This is a genomic window from Janthinobacterium longum, from assembly GCF_051380735.1.
Taxonomy (GTDB): domain Bacteria; phylum Pseudomonadota; class Gammaproteobacteria; order Burkholderiales; family Burkholderiaceae_D; genus Janthinobacterium.
In genome coordinates, this window is sequence record NZ_JBNYXQ010000008.1 from 189949 (window position 1) to 205256 (window position 15308).

At 63.6% G+C, this 15308-nt stretch carries 15 protein-coding genes; 11 read left to right on the plus strand and 4 right to left on the minus strand.

Going from position 1 to position 15308, the window contains the following annotated elements; all coding sequences use genetic code 11:
- Positions 1-47 precede the first annotated feature (47 nt).
- The 10 genes from xylG (at position 48) to ACQ4WM_RS19590 (ending at position 10754) form a co-directional block, all read left to right on the plus strand.
- Positions 48-1601 carry a D-xylose ABC transporter ATP-binding protein gene (gene xylG / locus ACQ4WM_RS19545; protein ID WP_436548319.1) on the plus strand — a complete coding sequence of 518 codons (1554 nt, stop codon included), beginning with the start codon at positions 48-50 and terminating at the stop codon, positions 1599-1601.
- Positions 1598-2740 (plus strand): sugar ABC transporter permease, encoded by a 1143-nt coding sequence (locus tag ACQ4WM_RS19550; RefSeq protein WP_436548320.1) that lies wholly within the window; start codon positions 1598-1600, stop codon positions 2738-2740. The genes xylG and ACQ4WM_RS19550 overlap by 4 nt, the downstream gene beginning before the upstream one ends.
- A 190-nt stretch (positions 2741-2930) precedes the next feature.
- Positions 2931-4124: a XylR family transcriptional regulator gene (locus ACQ4WM_RS19555; protein ID WP_436548321.1), complete on the plus strand. Its 1194-nt coding sequence runs from the start codon at positions 2931-2933 to the stop codon at positions 4122-4124.
- A 23-nt stretch (positions 4125-4147) separates the two neighbouring features.
- Positions 4148-4903 carry an aldose epimerase family protein gene (locus tag ACQ4WM_RS19560; protein WP_436548322.1) on the plus strand — a complete coding sequence of 252 codons (756 nt, stop codon included), beginning with the start codon at positions 4148-4150 and terminating at the stop codon, positions 4901-4903.
- A 77-nt stretch (positions 4904-4980) separates the two neighbouring features.
- Positions 4981-5994, plus strand: a complete 1014-nt coding sequence (locus tag ACQ4WM_RS19565; RefSeq protein WP_436548323.1) for a 2-dehydro-3-deoxygalactonokinase — start codon at positions 4981-4983, stop codon at positions 5992-5994.
- Entirely contained in the window at positions 5991-7721 is a 1731-nt protein-coding gene (araD, locus tag ACQ4WM_RS19570; protein WP_436548324.1) for an L-arabinonate dehydratase, read from the plus strand. The genes ACQ4WM_RS19565 and araD overlap by 4 nt, the downstream gene beginning before the upstream one ends.
- Positions 7722-7858: 137 nt before the next feature.
- Complete coding sequence (locus ACQ4WM_RS19575) at positions 7859-8752, plus strand: SMP-30/gluconolactonase/LRE family protein (protein WP_436548325.1); 894 nt, start codon at positions 7859-7861, stop codon at positions 8750-8752.
- A gap of 22 nt (positions 8753-8774) precedes the next feature.
- A complete protein-coding gene (locus tag ACQ4WM_RS19580; RefSeq protein WP_436548326.1) occupies positions 8775-9413 on the plus strand; it encodes a bifunctional 2-keto-4-hydroxyglutarate aldolase/2-keto-3-deoxy-6-phosphogluconate aldolase in 639 nt (212 codons plus the stop codon).
- A gap of 79 nt (positions 9414-9492) precedes the next feature.
- Positions 9493-9915, plus strand: coding sequence for a CoA-binding protein (locus ACQ4WM_RS19585; RefSeq protein ID WP_436548327.1), 423 nt, complete (start codon positions 9493-9495; stop codon positions 9913-9915).
- Positions 9912-10754 (plus strand): PPK2 family polyphosphate kinase, encoded by an 843-nt coding sequence (locus ACQ4WM_RS19590; protein WP_436548328.1) that lies wholly within the window; start codon positions 9912-9914, stop codon positions 10752-10754. The genes ACQ4WM_RS19585 and ACQ4WM_RS19590 overlap by 4 nt, the downstream gene beginning before the upstream one ends.
- Before the next feature lie 3 nt (positions 10755-10757).
- Here the strand turns inward: ACQ4WM_RS19590 and ACQ4WM_RS19595 are convergent, their stop codons facing one another.
- Entirely contained in the window at positions 10758-11861 is a 1104-nt protein-coding gene (locus tag ACQ4WM_RS19595; RefSeq protein ID WP_436548329.1) for an extracellular catalytic domain type 2 short-chain-length polyhydroxyalkanoate depolymerase, read from the minus strand.
- A gap of 183 nt (positions 11862-12044) precedes the next feature.
- On the opposite strand from ACQ4WM_RS19595, the gene ACQ4WM_RS19600 reads away from it, so the two are divergent.
- A complete protein-coding gene (locus ACQ4WM_RS19600) occupies positions 12045-12656 on the plus strand; it encodes a glutathione peroxidase (RefSeq protein ID WP_436548330.1) in 612 nt (203 codons plus the stop codon).
- A gap of 52 nt (positions 12657-12708) precedes the next feature.
- Here ACQ4WM_RS19600 and ACQ4WM_RS19605 read toward each other — a convergent pair whose 3' ends face one another.
- The 3 genes from ACQ4WM_RS19605 to pabB form a co-directional block, all read right to left on the minus strand.
- Positions 12709-13047, minus strand: a complete 339-nt coding sequence (locus ACQ4WM_RS19605; protein ID WP_436548331.1) for a helix-turn-helix domain-containing protein — start codon at positions 13045-13047, stop codon at positions 12709-12711.
- 8 nt (positions 13048-13055) lie between these two features.
- Positions 13056-13373 carry a type II toxin-antitoxin system RelE/ParE family toxin gene (locus ACQ4WM_RS19610; protein WP_436548332.1) on the minus strand — a complete coding sequence of 106 codons (318 nt, stop codon included), beginning with the start codon at positions 13371-13373 and terminating at the stop codon, positions 13056-13058.
- 88 nt (positions 13374-13461) lie between these two features.
- On the minus strand, positions 13462-15300 hold the full coding sequence (gene pabB, locus ACQ4WM_RS19615; RefSeq protein ID WP_436548333.1) for an aminodeoxychorismate synthase component I: 1839 nt from the start codon (positions 15298-15300) through the stop codon (positions 13462-13464).
- Between the last annotated feature and the right edge of the window lie 8 nt (positions 15301-15308).

A 15308-nucleotide genomic window follows, 5' to 3' on the forward strand; every position in this document is an offset into this window, starting at 1 on the left:
TTTTGGGGTAATCAATACCAGCGACTGTAACCGCAACGAGAGTGAGCATGTCCGACTATCTGCTTGAAATGAAAGGCATCGTCAAACAGTTTGGCGGTGTCCGCGCGCTCGACGGCATCGACCTGCAGGTGCGGGCCGGCGAATGCATAGGCCTGTGCGGCGAGAACGGCGCCGGCAAGTCGACCCTGATGAAGGTGCTGTCAGGCGTGTACCCGCACGGCACCTGGGATGGCGAAATCCTGTGGGATGGCCAGCCCTTGCGCGCCGAATCGATCCGCGATACCGAGGCGGCCGGCATCATCATCATCCACCAGGAGCTGATGCTGGTGCCGCAGCTGTCGGTGGCCGAAAACATCTTCATGGGCCGCGAGATCACCCTGGCGGGCGGGCGCATGAACTATGGCGCCATGTACAAGCGCGCCGACGAGCTGCTGCGCGAACTGAAGATCCCCGAACTGAACGTGGCGCTGCCGGTGATGAATTACGGCGGCGGCCACCAGCAGCTGGTGGAGATCGCCAAGGCGCTCAACAAGAATGCGCGTTTGCTGATACTCGACGAGCCGTCGTCGTCGCTGACGGCGTCCGAAATCGCCGTGCTGCTCGACATTATCCGCGCGCTGAAGGCCAAGGGTGTCACCTGCATCTATATTTCGCACAAGCTCGATGAAGTGGCGGCCATCTGCGACACCATCGTCGTCATCCGCGACGGCAAGCATATCGCCACCACGCCGATGGGGCAGATGAACGTTGAACGCATTATCGCGCAGATGGTGGGCCGCGAAATGAACCAGCTGTATCCGCACCGTAGCAAGAAAGACGCGATCGGCGAGGTGCTGTTCGAGGCGCGCCACGTGACCTGCATCGACGCCGACAACCCGCAGCGCAAACGCGTCGACGATGTATCGTTCACCCTGCGCCGTGGCGAAATTCTCGGCATCGCCGGGCTGGTGGGGGCAGGGCGCACGGAACTCGTTTCCGCCCTGTTTGGCGCCTACCAGGGACCATGCCAGGCCGAGGTCTGGCTCGATGGCAAGCAGATCGACACCAGTTCGCCACAAAAGGCGATTGCCATGGGCCTGGCAATGGTGCCGGAAGACCGCAAGCACCACGGCATCGTGCCGGACCTCGACGTGGGCCAGAACATCACCCTGTCGGTGCTGGGCCAGTTCGTGCGCGCCACGCGCATCGATGGCGATGCGGAGCTGACGGCGGTGCGCGGCGAGATCGCCCAGCTGGAGCTGAAAACGGCCAGCCCTGCGCTGCCGATTACGAGTCTCTCGGGCGGCAACCAGCAGAAGGCCGTGCTGGCCAAGATGCTGCTGACGCGCCCGCGCGTGCTGATTCTGGACGAGCCGACACGCGGCGTGGATGTGGGCGCCAAATATGAAATCTACAAGCTGATGCTGGCGCTGGCCGACCAGGGCGTGGCCATCATCATGGTCTCGTCCGAACTGGCCGAAGTGCTGGGCGTGTCGGACCGCGTGCTGGTGATGGGCGAAGGCCGCTTGCGCGGCGACTTTATCAACGATGGCCTGAGCCAGGAAACCGTGCTGGCGGCGGCGCTGGCAGCGAACACCGAACACAAGGATAACGTGGCATGAAACCTATCGGCATCAAACAGCTTTTCACCCAATACAAGATGCTGGCCCTTCTGATCGCGGTGGCGTTGATCTGGGCCTTTTTTTCGTGGAAGACCGAAGGCAGCTTCGTTACGCCGCGCAACCTGTCGAACCTGCTGCGCCAGATGTCGGTGACCGGCATCCTGGCCTGCGGCATGGTACTGGTGATTATCGCCGGCGAGATCGACCTGTCGATCGGTTCTTTGCTGGGCCTGTTGGGCGGCATCGCCGCCGTGCTTGACGTCACTCAGCACTGGCCGCTGGCGCTGAACCTGATGGCGGTGCTGGGCTGCGGCCTGGTGATCGGCCTGTTGAACGGCTACCTGACGGCCTACCGGGGCATCCCCTCGTTTATCGTCGGCCTGGGCGGCATGCTGGCGTATCGCGGCATCTTGCTGGGCATCACGGGCGGCATCACGGTGGCGCCCGTCTCCGAGCCGATGGTCTACCTGGGCCAGGGCTACCTGCCGGCCACGCCGGGCGTGGTGCTGGGCGTGTTCCTGTTCGTGCTGGCGGCCTTCCTGACCTGGCGTGGCCGGGTCAGCCGCACCCAGCATGGCCTGCCGCAAACGGCGGTCTGGGTCGACGCCCTGCGCGTGGCCGTGATCGGCGCCGTGCTGTATGCCTTTGTGCGCACGCTGAACGGCTATGAAGGCATCCCGCTGCCGGTGCTGCTGTTGCTGGCGCTGCTGGGCCTGTTCAGCTATATCACCAGCCAGACCGTGTTCGGCCGCCGCATCTACGCGGTGGGCAGCAATATGGAAGCGACGCGCCTGTCGGGCATCAACGTGAAAGCCGTCAAGCTGTGGATTTTCGGCATCATGGGCCTGATGTGCGCGCTGGCGGGCCTGATCAACACGGGCCGCCTGGCCGCCGGTTCGCCCTCGGCCGGCACATTCAGCGAACTCGATGCCATCGCCGCCTGCTTTATCGGCGGCACCTCGATGCGCGGCGGCTCGGGCACCGTCTACGGCGCCCTGATCGGCGCACTGGTGATGGCCAGCCTCGATAACGGCATGTCGATGCTGGACGTGGACACGTATTGGCAGATGATCGTGAAAGGCAGTATTCTCACCCTCGCGGTCTGGGTCGATGTCAGTACCCGCGCGGGACGCCGCTAAGAACACCTGACCAAACCTACTGCGCGTCGCGATTTGCGGCCTGCGATGCTCACTGTACATTCGTACAGCTCCGCTTCTCGGCCGCAACTCACTGCCGCTCGCTACGGTTTTGTCAGGTGTTCGAGGCAGGTGCTTGACCTGCAGCCAGGGGCGAAGATACGTCCCGGCCGCCACCTGGAGGAGACACAGAATGAAAATGCCGACCGCGCACCGGATCGCGCTGCTGTTCAATGGCAACAAGATTTATGACCGCGACATTATCGCCGGCATTGCGTCGTATCTGAACACCACGCGCGTGTCGTGGGATTTGTTCCTGGAAGAGGACTTTCGCTGCCGCCTGCCCGGCATCGAGCGCTGGCAGGGCGACGGCATCATCGCCGATTTCGACGACCCGGCCGTCTGCGCGGCGCTGGCCAGCAGCCATCTGCCGGTGGTGGCCGTGGGCGGCTCCTACGCGCAGGAAAGCAGCTATCCGGCTGGCATTCCCTACGTGGCGACCGACAATTTCAAGATCGTCAAGCTGGCCTACGACCACCTGGTCGAAGCGGGCCTCACGCGCTTTGCCTGTTTCAGCCTGCCCGAAGCCGACGTCAACCGCTGGGCGCAGGAGCGCGAAACGGCGTTCTGCGCGCTGATGGAGCGCGACCATATGCGCGCCGACGTGTACCGGGGCGTGGCCACCAGCGCGCCGTCGTGGGACGAAGCGGTCGGGCAGCAGATCGCCTGGCTCAACAGCCTGGAAAAACCGGTCGGCATCATTGCCGTCAGCGACGCGCGGGCGCGCCAGTTGCTGCAGGCCTGCATGCATGCGGGCATCGCCGTGCCCGAGCAAGTGGCCCTGATCGGCATCGACAACGACCCGCTGGCGCGCATGCTGACGCGCATACCCTTGAGTTCAGTGATCCAGGGCGCCGAAGAGATGGGCCGCACGGCGGCTCACCTGCTGCACCAGATGTTGAATGGCGCGCGCCTGTCCAGCACCCGCATCCTGGTGCCGCCGGCCGGCCTGAATGTGCTGGCCTCGACGCGCCACCAGCCGTTCCAGCATCCGCAAGTGATGCAGGCGCGTCATTTCATCCGCCAGTACGCCTGCCAGGGCATCAAGACCGAGCAGGTGGCCGATTACGTGGGCGTGTCGCGCTCGACCCTGGAAGCGCATTTCCGCCACGAGCTGGGGCGCAGCGTGCATGACGAGATCCTGCACTTCAAGCTCGACGCGGCCAAGACCCTGCTGACGCGCGAACCGGGGCAAGTGGCCGACGTTGCCGTGCGCTGCGGCTTTACCACGGTGCAGTACATGCATGCCGTCTTCAAGCGCGAACTGGGCTGCACGCCACGCGAATTCCAGCTGCGCAGCCGCTCTGCCAGCATCGCTCCGCCATGACCGTTTCCGGTAGCAGCCACATTTTGAGCAACCACCGCGGCATGCGCGTGCAGGTCAATCCGGTAGAGGCCAGCCTGCAAGCGTGGTGGGCGCCCGACCGCTACGGCCGCCTGGCCGATGTACTCGGGCATGCGATGGCCGCGCCCGCAGCCGACGTGCCAGGCGCGCACTGGCACTGCGAGGCCGCCAGCGACGCCGCCCTGGAACTGAGCCTGGCGCGTGACGGCTTGTGCGTGCGCCTGCGCTACCGGCTGGAAGACAATGGCGGCTTGCGCATCGATTGCGAGGCGGTGGCCATCGCGCCGGCCCGCATCGGCCTGGCCGCGCCCGCGTTCAATCTGCATGGCGGCGGCATGGTGGCAGACCATGTGCTGCGCGTGGCGGCCGATCATTACCTGCCGGCGGCCGGCGTCACCGAGGTGGCCGGCAGCGCGTTTGATTTTCGCCAGCCGGCGCCGCTCGGTGCGCGCCTGGCCTGGCCCGGCGCCCAGCCAGCTGGCACGGTGGGCTTCGACCATGGTTTCTGCCTGGCCGCCGACGGCCTGCTGCGTGAAGCGGCGCGCGTGGCCGACCCGGCCTCGGGCCGCGAGCTGCGCTTCTTTACCACCCAGCCACGGCTGCGCCTGCAGTCGGACCAGCACCGCTTTTGCCTGGCCACCGAGGCGCTGGAACTGCCGTGTGGCGCCGCGGCGCGGCACACTTTCGTGTATCGTCTGGGGGTGCAGGATATCGATGCATTTGACATATCAGAATCGGTATCGGTAGCGTTAAATAAGTGATTGGTCAGATATGCCGCGCGGTTCTAACATAGGGCAGTTTTTAGCCCATCTTTTTACCGACGCTGCGAAACTTGCCCATGAATATAATCACCATCGATGCCGGTACCACCAATACGCGTACCCTGTTATGGCGGGACGGCGCCGTCATCGCCCAGGCGTCACAGGAAATCGGTGTGCGCAATACGGCCATCGATGGTCACAACGGCGCGCTAAAGCAGGCGCTGCGCGACAGCATCGCCGCCGTGCAGGAGCAGGCGGCGATTTCCAGCGCCGATGTCGCCCTGGTGCTGGCCTCGGGCATGATTACCTCGCCGATGGGCGTCAAGGAAATACCGCATCTGCCGGCGCCTGCCGGCCTGGCCCAACTGGCGCAGGGCATGCAGGCGGTTGACCTGCCCGACGTGCTGGCCCAGCCCCTGTGGCTGGTGCCTGGCGTGCGCAACCAGCATGGCGCCATCGGCCTGCACAATGCCGAAGCGATGGACATGATGCGCGGCGAAGAGACGGAAGTGATCGGCCTGTTGGACCGCCTGCAGTTGCAGGATCCGGCCACCCTGATCATGCCCGGTTCGCATACCAAGCTCGTCAGCGTTGACGAGCGCGGCCGCATCATGGGCTGCGCTACCACCATTGCCGGCGAATTGCTGCAGGCGATTACCCAGCATACCCTGATACGCCAATCGGTCGACGGCGACTTTGCCGAGTCGCTGGTGCCCAAGATGCTGCTGGCCGGCGCGGCCGCCGCGCAAAAGACGGGCCTGGCGCGTGCCTGCTTCAGCGTGCGCACCCTGGGCCAGTTCGGCGCCGTCGAGCGCAATGAGCGCGCCAATTTCCTGATGGGCGCAGTACTCAGCGGCGACTTGCTGGCGCTGCGCAACAGCAGCGCCATCCAGATGCGCCCCGAAACCACGCTGGTCATCACGGGCAAGGCCATGCTGCGCCAGGCGCTGGCATTACTGATCGAAGAACACGGATTTTTTTACGGCAAGCGCATCGTCGTCGACGATGGACAGCAAGCCAATCTGGCGGGCCATGGGGCCCTTTTAATTGCCGCCGCGCGCGGCTTGATTTCACAGCAGGAGGCCGCGTGAGCGAGCAAAAGAACAAACGAGTATTACGCTCCCAGTCGTGGTTTGGTGGCGACGACAAAGACAGCTTTATCCACCGCAGCTGGATGAAAAACCAGGGTTTCCCCAGCGACGCCTTCGATGGCCGTCCGGTGATCGGCATTTGCAATACCTGGTCCGAACTGACGCCATGCAATGCCCACTTCCGCGACCTGGCCGAAATGGTCAAGCGCGGCGTGCTCGAAGCTGGCGGTTTCCCGGTCGAATTCCCCGTGATGTCGCTGGGCGAGACGAATTTGCGCCCGACCGCCATGTTGTTCCGCAACCTGGCCAGCATGGATGTCGAAGAGTCGATTCGTGCCAACCCGATCGACGGCGTGGTGCTGTTGACCGGCTGCGACAAGACCACTCCTGCCCTGCTGATGGGTGCGGCCAGCGTCGACCTGCCGACCATCGTGCTGTCGGGCGGCCCGATGTTGAACGGTAACTACCGTGGCAAGCCTATCGGCTCGGGCACCGACGTCTGGAAATTCTCCGAAGACGTGCGCGCTGGCCGCATGACGTCTGCCGAATTCAAGCAGGCCGAATCGTGCATGTCGCGCTCGGCCGGCCACTGCATGACGATGGGCACCGCTTCCACCATGGCCAGCATGGTCGAAGCGCTGGGCGTGACCCTGCCGGGTAACGCCGCCATTCCTGCTGTCGACTCGCGCCGCAAGCTGCAGGCGCAGCTGACGGGCCGCCGTATCGTCGACATGGTGCATGAAGACCTGAAGCTGTCGAAAGTGCTGACCCGCGACGCGTTTGAAAACGCCATCATGGTCAACGGCGCCATCGGCGGCTCGACCAATGCCGTGATCCACCTGCTGGCGATTGCCGGCCGCATCGGCGTCGACATGCGCCTGGCCGACTGGGACCGCCTGGGCCGCGACATTCCATGCCTGCTGAACCTGATGCCGTCGGGCCAGTACCTGATGGAAGATTTTTACTATGCGGGCGGCCTGCCCGTCATTATCCGCGACCTGCTGGGCAAACTGCATGGCGAAGCGCTGACGGTGACCGGCGCCACCATGGCCATCAACGTGGCCGAAGCTGAAAACTTCAACCCGGAAGTCATTACGCCGTTGGAGCAGCCGTTCAAGGACGAAGGCGGCATCGCCGTCCTGCACGGCAACCTGTCGCCGCGCGGCGCCGTCATCAAGCCGTCGGCCGCCTCGCCGGAACTGATGCAGCACCGTGGCCGCGCCGTGGTCTTCAACAGCATCGAGCATTACAAGGAACGGGTCGACGATCCTGAACTGGACATCGACGCCAGCTGCATCATGGTGCTGCAGAACTGCGGCCCGGTAGGCTATCCGGGCATGGCCGAAGTGGGCAATATGGGCCTGCCGAAAAAACTGCTGGAGCTGGGCGTGCGCGACATGGTCCGTATTTCGGATGCGCGCATGAGCGGCACGGCGTACGGCACCGTGGTGCTGCACGTGGCGCCGGAAGCCGCCGCCGGCGGCCCGCTGGCGCTGGTACGCGATGGCGACATGATCGAACTCGACGTGCATGGCCGCCGCCTGCACCTGGAAGTCTCGGACGAAGAACTGGCACGCCGCCGCGCCGAATGGAAGCCGATTGCGCCGACCATGCGCGGCGGCTACCAGTCGATGTATATCAAGCACGTGATGCAGGCCGACGAAGGCGCCGACCTGGACTTCCTGGTTGGTTGCCGTGGTTCCGCCGTTCCGCGCGAGTCGCACTGACACCGGGGTCAGACCCGCCGGGTCTGACCCCAGCTTTCTGCTGATCCGCCGAACTGCTGGGGTCAGACCCTCAATGTTGACAACTCAAAGCTCTGAGCTAACGTAGACGGGGGTCTGACCCCCGGAGGAAAAAAATAATGGAGACAAAAGCCGAACTGCTGGTCGACTCCCGGGATTTCCTGGGCGAGGGCGTGCGCTGGTGCGAACGCAGCGGGCGCGTTTTCTGGACCAATATTGAAGGCTGCAAGCTGCATGCGCTGACGCTCGCCACCGGCGTGCGCGAGACCTGGGTGATGCCCGAGCGCCTGGCCTGTTTTGCACTGACGGACGACGAGCATGTGCTGCTGCTGGGCCTGGCCTCGCGCCTGGCCTGGTATGACCTGCGCAGCAGCGCCGTCACGACCTTGCACGTGGTCGAAGCCGACATGCCGATGACGCGCCTGAACGATGGCCGCTGCGACCGCCAGGGCCGCTTTGTGTTCGGCACCCTGGACGAGCGCCCTTGCCGCGACCGTATCGGCAGTTTTTACCGCCTGAACCTGGACCTGACGCTGGAGCGTTTGCCGCTGCCGAATGTGGCGATCTCGAACAGCATCTGCTTCAGCGTCGATGGCGCGGCCATGTATTTCTGTGATTCGATCCAGGGTGTGATCTGGCGCTGGGACGACTACCTCGGTGGCGACGCGAGCTGCATCAAGGTGTTTGCGCAGCTGGCCGGCGACCCCGGTGCGCCCGATGGCGCCACCATCGACGCCGATGGCTACCTGTGGAGCGCGCAGTGGGGCGCCTCGCGCGTGCTGCGCTTTGCACCCGATGGCAGCATAGCCCGGCAGGTCACACTGCCGGTGTCTCAGCCCAGCTGCGTGAGCGTCGGTGGCGCCGATTTCAACGAGATATTTATCACCACGGCGCAGGAAAACCTGACGCCGGAACAACTGGCGGCCGAGCCGCAGGCCGGTGGCCTGTTCCATGCGCGCATCGAGGGCGTGCGCGGCTTGCCCGAAGTGCGCTTCACGGCACTGCCAGTCTGACCAACCAATCAGGAGTATCAGCATGTTGAAACAAGCAATTTTTCAAGGCATTATCGAACGCGGCATGGTCGGCATCGTGCGCGCCGACTCGCCCGAAGCGGCGGTACAGATTGCCGAGGCGTGCATCGCCGGCGGCGTGACGGCGCTGGAAGTGGCGTTCACCACCCCCGACACCCTGGGCGTGCTGCGCACCCTGCGCGAGCGCCACGGAAAGGACGTGCTACTGGGCGCGGGAACCGTGCTCGATCCGGAAACGGCGCGTGCGGCCATCCTGGCCGGCGCCCAGTTCATTATTTCGCCCAGCGTCAATGTCGACACCATCGCCGTCTGCCAGCGCTACCAGGTGCTGGCCATGCCGGGCGCCATGACGCCGACCGAAATCGTCACGGCCGTGCAGGCTGGCGCCGATATCGTCAAGGTGTTCCCGGCAGAGATGTTCGGCCCCGCATATATCAAGGCCCTGCGCGCACCGCTGCCGCAAGTGCCACTGATGCCGACCGGTGGTGTCACGGTGGAGAACCTCGGTGAGTGGTTTGCCAACGGCGCCGTCGCTGTCGGCATCGGCGGCAGCCTGAGTGGCCCCGGTGCCAAGGGCGATTATGCCGCCGTCACCAGCCGCGCGCGCGAGTTCGTGGCGCAGATGAAAGCCGTGCGCAAATAGGTCTTCAGGCGGACAGCGGTACGGGCCTGAATCTGCTACGCTAGGCGGGCAATCTCGCACGCCTGCCCAAGTCCAGACCATGTCCACTATCGCCCGCATCCTGCAAGACGCCCGTATTATCGCCATCGTCGGCCTGTCCGACAAACCTGAACGCGCCAGCCACCAGGTGGCCGAATACCTGATAGGGCAGGGCTACCAGATCGTGCCCGTCAACCCGGCGCTGGCCGGCCAGCAAGTGCTGGGCCAGCGCGCCTTTGCCACGCTGACCGAGGCTGCCGCCTCTGTCGCGCCCAGGCGCATCGATATCGTCGATGTTTTCCGCAAAGCCGAAGATATCGTGCCGTTCGCGCAGGAAGCCGTCGCCATCAAGGCCGGCTGTTTGTGGCTGCAGCTCGATGTCGTCAACGAGGAAGCGGCGCAAATCGCGCGCGCGGCCGGCCTGGACGTGGTGATGGATCACTGTACAAAAATCGAGCACCGCAACGTGCAGGTGGCAGCATGAAGGCGCGCACGCAGTTCCGCGCCGGCAAAGGGTTTGACCTCGACGAGGACCGTGCCGGCAAGCGCCTGTTGGGCGCCGCCACCAAGGCCGCCAACAAGAAGCTGACCCATGCCCAGTGCAAGGCGCTGGACCGCGAGGAAACCGTGGCCCTGACGGCGCAGATCGCCGAGTGCCAGAGCATGCTGTATGCGCAGCACAAGCAGAAAGTGCTGCTGGTCCTGCAGGGCATGGATACTTCCGGCAAGGATGGCACAGTGAAAGCCATCTTCAGCAATATCAACCCGATGGGCATCCGCGCCGTGGCCTTCAAGGGGCCGACCGATATCGAACTGGCGCACGATTACCTGTGGCGCGTGCACCAGCATGTGCCGGTGAAAGGCGAGATCGCGATTTTCAACCGCAGCCATTATGAAGACGTGCTGATCACGCGCGTGCAGGACATGATAGACAAGGCTGAATGCCAGCGCCGCTACGCGCAGATCCGCGATTTCGAGCGCATGCTGAGCGAAACCGGCACCGTCATCCTGAAGATCTTTTTGCATATTTCCAAGGACGAGCAGCGCGGCCGCCTGCAGGAGCGCCTGGACGATCCCGACCGCCAGTGGAAGTTCGACCCCAACGATATTGCGCAGCGCAAGAAATGGGACGCCTACCAGCGGGCCTATGAAACCGCGATACGCGAGACCGACGCCGACCACGCGCCCTGGTATGTGGTGCCGGCCAATTCCAAAACCCAGCGCAACCTGGTGGTGGCGTCGCTGCTGCTGGAAACCCTGCAGTCGATGAAGCTCGGCTATCCCGCACCCGATCCGAAACTGTCTTCCTACAAGGTGGAGTAAAAACTAGCGTGAGCCGCGGCGCGCGGCCAGGCGGTCGAGCATGTTTTTGACCGCCTCCATCTGCGTGCCGCTCTTGCGGTAAAAACCCGGATCCAGCGGATTGATGCTGGTATAACCCCAGAAGTCCCAGCAGCCTTTCGGGTTGTATGGGTAGACCGGGCTCGGTTCCACCTGCGGATACAGCACCACGATCCGGTTCGCGTCGGCCACCTGGTTGTAGCCGGTGCGCATATAAAACTGCTCGCCGATCGCCTGCGTGGTTTGCAGGCAGCCGTGGAACACCACGTGCACGCGGCAGCTCTCGCTGTTGCAGGCGGCGGGAATATAGGCGTAGCCGGTATTGCCCATGCTGGAATACGAACTCCTGATAAAGCCGCGCTGGTTAAAGGCGATCAGCTTGCCGTTCAAGGTGGCCGACGGCGGCCGCAGGTCCGGGTACAGGTGCTGCAATATGTCGCGCGCTTGCATGAAGCCGCAGTTGTTGATGAAAGGCGGCTCGGTAGCGTCGCAGGCGTTATCCCGCAGGCTGTCGGTGATGATGGCGTGGCCGGCCGCCACCGTGTCGGCAAAGCGGATATTGCCCGCCGGGGTGCCGGCCAGCTGGTAGAACCTGGCCACTTGTTCCACTACCGGCCGCGTCACGATCTGGTCTTTTGTACCGCTGAACAGATAAATGCGCTGGCGCTGCAGGTTGGCCGTGTCGTCGATCAGCTTGTCGCGCGCAAAGTCCTGCGCCGCGCGCAGCAGGCCGGCCGCGTCCGGTGGCGATATTTGCGCGTTAGCGGGGTTCATGCAGGTACTCAAGGCATTGTTCAGGTATGCGATAAACGGAAAGCGGCCCGGCTGGCTGGCGCAATAGTACGGCCCGCCGGCGACAATGCCGGCGCCGCTGACAGTGGCCGAAAAGGCGACGGCGAACTGCGCCGCCATAAAGCCGCCCGACGACAGGCCGGACACCGTCGTCTGGCGCAGGTCGACCTGCAGCGCGGGCAGGGCGCTGGCCTCGTCTCTGGTAACGGGGGGCTTTGGGCTGCCGACCACGGCATGGGCCTGCGAGGCGAGCAGCAGGCTGGCAGCGAGCACAATAGTGGAGTGGAATCGGGACATGGCGTTTCCTTGGTCTGGAAAGATTGAGCACAGGAAATAGCGAGCATAGGTAAAAAAACGCCGGGCAGGGCGGCGACTGCCTTGCCCTTGACGCCGCTCAAACCTGCGCGTCGCATCGGCAGCGTGCACGCTCGCGCAAGGATTGGCATAGAATGCTTTTTTATCTTTCATCATGGTGCCCGCATGTCCAAGACTATTGCCAAGCTGTTCGCGTTGACCGCCCTGTGTGCGGGCCTGCCCGCTTTTGCCGCCCAACCCGCCGTTACTGCTACCATCGCTGCCGCCGCTGCCCCGGCCGCCGCTGCACCAGTGGCCTGCCCGGCCATTCTCAAGCAGACCTTCAACCGCCTGCAGGATGAAGCGCCGCAAAACCTGTGCCAGTACGCTGGCAAGGTGGTGCTGGTCGTCAATACCGCCAGCTATTGCGGCTTTACCAAGCAGTATGAAGGCCTGGAAGCGCTGTATGCCAAGTACGGCAGCAAGGGCCTGGTGGTGCTGGGCTTTCCGTCGAACGATTTCGGCAATCAGGAGCCGGGCAACAGCAAGGATATCGCCGACCTCTGCTACAACACCTACGGCGTGAAATTCCCCATGTTCGCCAAGTCGGTAGTCTCCGGTTCCACGCCAAACCCCTTGTATGCCGACCTGATCAAGCAGACCGGCAAGACACCGGCGTGGAACTTCCATAAATACCTGATCGACCGTAACGGCAAGGTGCTGGAAAGCTTCCCCAGCAAGGTGACGCCAGATGACAAGAAACTGGTCGGTGCGGTGGAAAAAGCGCTGGCGATGTAAGGACGGCAGCAGCGTGCGTGCCAGCGGCGCCTGCTGGCGCGCATGGTCTGCCTTATGCGATCGATGCAGCGCCTTCTGTGGCTTCCCGGCGTGATCGCTTGAAAGCCTTCAGTTCTTTGGTTGCAAAAAGCTGGTTTCTGCCCATTTCACTTGATGCCTTGATCTTGCCGTCGCTGACATAACGACGAAAGGTTGACATCGATACGCCCAGATACTCGGCCGCTTCGCGCGACGTAAACTCGTCTTGCGCCAAGTGGCCAAACACTTCCTCATGAGAGAAATTCTCGGCGTAGATGCTGGGTTCTGCCAGCAGTGCAAAAAATTTCGCCCGCTCGGCAGAAGGCAACTGGCGGAAATTCTTGAACACTATTTCTGCGGTAAAAAGACTCATTGTCGGCCTCACGATTTCAAATATTTTTTGAGGGCAGTGTAGAAATTCTCATGTACACCTACTTGGTAGAAATCAATAAATAATAGCTCGATATCTGCGCCATTTGCTTCCAATTGCTCAACCGTTGGAGGACGATAGGCAATCAAGTATTGCTGGCGATTTTGCACGAACTTATACACCCGGATTCCTTGCAGATCACCTGTCTTGGCTTCACCGATCGCAGGTGTGTTGCAAACCTCCTCGACCGCATCCTCAATCGCAAGTTGTAAAGGCTTGCGTTGCTTTTTAACAAATGACACGAACAGTGGTTTGTAATTGGGCTTCATATTGAGTTCTTATTGTCTCAAATATGAGTATATATGATGTCAGTTGCGACTGCAAATGAAGCAAAGATGCTGTCCTTACCCGATGGCCTTAGACCAGCTGCGCCGGCATCGCCCCGCGCAGTGCATTGCATACAACGATTTGCTCTGCCATGCCCAGCATGGCGCGCGTGATCACGGTTTCCTGCGCATTCCATGCCGGGTCGGCCAGCATGGCCGCGCGCTGCACGCCGGGCAGCAGGCCGCAGGCCAGCGGCGGCGTATGCCAGCGCCCGTCCAGCCGCACGAACACATTGCTGCGCCCGCCCTCGGTCAGTTCATCTCGCTCATTGAAGAACAGCATGTCGAAGCAGCCCTGCGCTTCGGCTGCGCGCCAGGCGGCGTCGTAGCGGACGCGCACGCTGCTTTTATGGCGCAGGAACAGGTCGTTGCTCGCTGTCGCCTCGGGCGCCAGCATCACTTTGACGGTGGCGGGCAGGGGCGCCAGCGTGCCGCTCTGCACGCTGAACGCACCATCCTGACGCAGCGCCAGGCGCAGGCGGAAGGGAGTATCGTCAAGCCGCGCGGCACAGGCGGCATGCAAGGTGGCCAACGCCGCGTTTTCATCCCAGGCAAAGCCGAAGTAGCGGGCCGATGCGCTCAGACGGGCCAGGTGGCGCGCCTGCTGGCGGCACCCATCGATGCGGCTGGCATGCAAAGTCTCGAACAGCTCGAAGTCGTTCGCCAGTCCCGTCAGGAAGCGCGCCTTGAGCTGGCATTCCGCGTATTCTTCGGCTGCCACGCTGTCATGCACGATGCCGGCGCCTACGCCAAGTTCACCCCGGCGCGTGCCGCTGGCAGGGTCAAGCGCCTGCAGCGCCAGGGTGCGGATCGGCACCGACATGCAGAAGTCGCCCACCGCGCGCGCGCCGCCCGCTGTGGGCGGATCGAACCAGCCGATCGCACCGGTATACATCCCGCGTGGAGCCGGTTCCAGTTCGGCGATGATTTCCATGCTGCGCCGCTTGGGTGCGCCCGTGATCGAGCCGCACGGGTACAGCGCCTGGAAGATATCGGCCAGGGTGGCGTCCGTGCGCAGCGTTGCCTGCACGGTGGACGTCATCTGCAATACGCTGCTGTAGCGTTTTACTTCGAACAGGGCCGGTACCCGCACCGTGCCGGTTTGGGCGATGCGGCCGATATCGTTGCGCAGCAGGTCAACGATCATCAGGTTTTCGGCGCGGTTTTTCGGGTCTTGCGACAATGCTTGCGCGCGGCGCTTGTTTTCTTCTTCCCGGTCCGCTGGCGCCGCCGGCGCCGTGCCTTTCATCGGCCGCGCCGTCAGCTCACCTTGCGCATGGCGCACGAACAGTTCGGGCGACAGCGACAGCAGGGTAGCGCCGTCGGGCAGCATCAGCAGCGCACCATACGGCACCGGCTGGCGCGCGCGCAGCCGCGCATACAGGGCGGCCGGTGCGCCAAACGCATCGAAGCGCAGCCGGTACGTGTAATTGATCTGGTAGGTGTCGCCGGCGGCGATATAGTCGTGGATGCGTGCCAGCGCCTGCCTGAACTGCTGCTGGTCGATATTGGCCGCGATATTGGCGATGCCGGCCGGTGTAGCGCCTGCCGCTGCCTGGGTAGCGAGCCACTGCAGCACTTCCTCCTGCGTCAAGTGCTGGCAGTGCTCGAACAGCAGCACCTGCGCCAGCGGGGGAGCGGCGCCGGCCAACGCGCGCGCCGGCATCGCCAGCAAATGCACACCCAGTTCGTAGCTGCACGCCGTGACCGCGTACAGGCCGCGTTTTAAAGCCGCTTGCAGGCCGTCCAGCAGTGCCGGCCACTGCTCGCCCGCATCGCAGCGCAGCACGCCCGCCAGGCCCGTATAGAGGCGTGAGCCGGCGCCCGGGCTGGCGGCGTCGTCAAGCAGGGCATAGCAATCGGCGCGCATGGCGACAG

Bases quoted from the DNA above. Each gene is read 5' to 3' on its own strand.
- ACQ4WM_RS19550 (WP_436548320.1), top strand. From the start codon at position 1,598: ATGAAACCTATCGGCATCAAACAGCTTTTCACCCAATACAAGATGCTG.
- ACQ4WM_RS19595 (WP_436548329.1), bottom strand. From the start codon at position 11,861: ATGTCCCGATTCCACTCCACTATTGTGCTCGCTGCCAGCCTGCTGCTC.
- ACQ4WM_RS19605 (WP_436548331.1), bottom strand. From the start codon at position 13,047: ATGAGTCTTTTTACCGCAGAAATAGTGTTCAAGAATTTCCGCCAGTTG.
- xylG (WP_436548319.1), top strand. From the start codon at position 48: ATGTCCGACTATCTGCTTGAAATGAAAGGCATCGTCAAACAGTTTGGC.
- ACQ4WM_RS19575 (WP_436548325.1), top strand. From the start codon at position 7,859: ATGGAGACAAAAGCCGAACTGCTGGTCGACTCCCGGGATTTCCTGGGC.
- ACQ4WM_RS19580 (WP_436548326.1), top strand. From the start codon at position 8,775: ATGTTGAAACAAGCAATTTTTCAAGGCATTATCGAACGCGGCATGGTC.
- ACQ4WM_RS19585 (WP_436548327.1), top strand. From the start codon at position 9,493: ATGTCCACTATCGCCCGCATCCTGCAAGACGCCCGTATTATCGCCATC.
- ACQ4WM_RS19565 (WP_436548323.1), top strand. From the start codon at position 4,981: ATGAATATAATCACCATCGATGCCGGTACCACCAATACGCGTACCCTG.
- ACQ4WM_RS19590 (WP_436548328.1), top strand. From the start codon at position 9,912: ATGAAGGCGCGCACGCAGTTCCGCGCCGGCAAAGGGTTTGACCTCGAC.
- pabB (WP_436548333.1), bottom strand. From the start codon at position 15,300: ATGCGCGCCGATTGCTATGCCCTGCTTGACGACGCCGCCAGCCCGGGC.
- ACQ4WM_RS19610 (WP_436548332.1), bottom strand. From the start codon at position 13,373: ATGAAGCCCAATTACAAACCACTGTTCGTGTCATTTGTTAAAAAGCAA.
- ACQ4WM_RS19555 (WP_436548321.1), top strand. From the start codon at position 2,931: ATGAAAATGCCGACCGCGCACCGGATCGCGCTGCTGTTCAATGGCAAC.
- ACQ4WM_RS19600 (WP_436548330.1), top strand. From the start codon at position 12,045: ATGTCCAAGACTATTGCCAAGCTGTTCGCGTTGACCGCCCTGTGTGCG.